Raw genomic sequence first — 202 nt, forward strand, 5'->3', positions numbered from 1 at the left:
GTATAAATTAAAAAAACCTTGCATTTTATCTTAGAAATGCATATAATATAACTTGTCCTTTAAAAAACAAGTAAAGGAAGTTCTGTTAAAACCGTTCACATCCTGTGAACAACACAGAACGACCTACATCCTGTAGGTCTGGTAGCAATAGCGAAGAGGTCACACCTGTTCCCATCCCGAACACAGAAGTTAAGCTCTTCAG

The 202-nt window shown here is 37.1% G+C and carries 1 rRNA gene; it reads left to right on the forward strand.

Annotated features, from left to right (window positions below):
* Nucleotides 1-137: 137 nt before the first annotated feature.
* Nucleotides 138-202, forward strand: a 5S ribosomal RNA gene (gene rrf, locus MN204_RS21175); the annotation flags it as partial.

The sequence above is a fragment of the Oceanobacillus saliphilus genome, assembly GCF_023522835.1.
GTDB lineage: Bacteria > Bacillota > Bacilli > Bacillales > Amphibacillaceae > Oceanobacillus > Oceanobacillus saliphilus.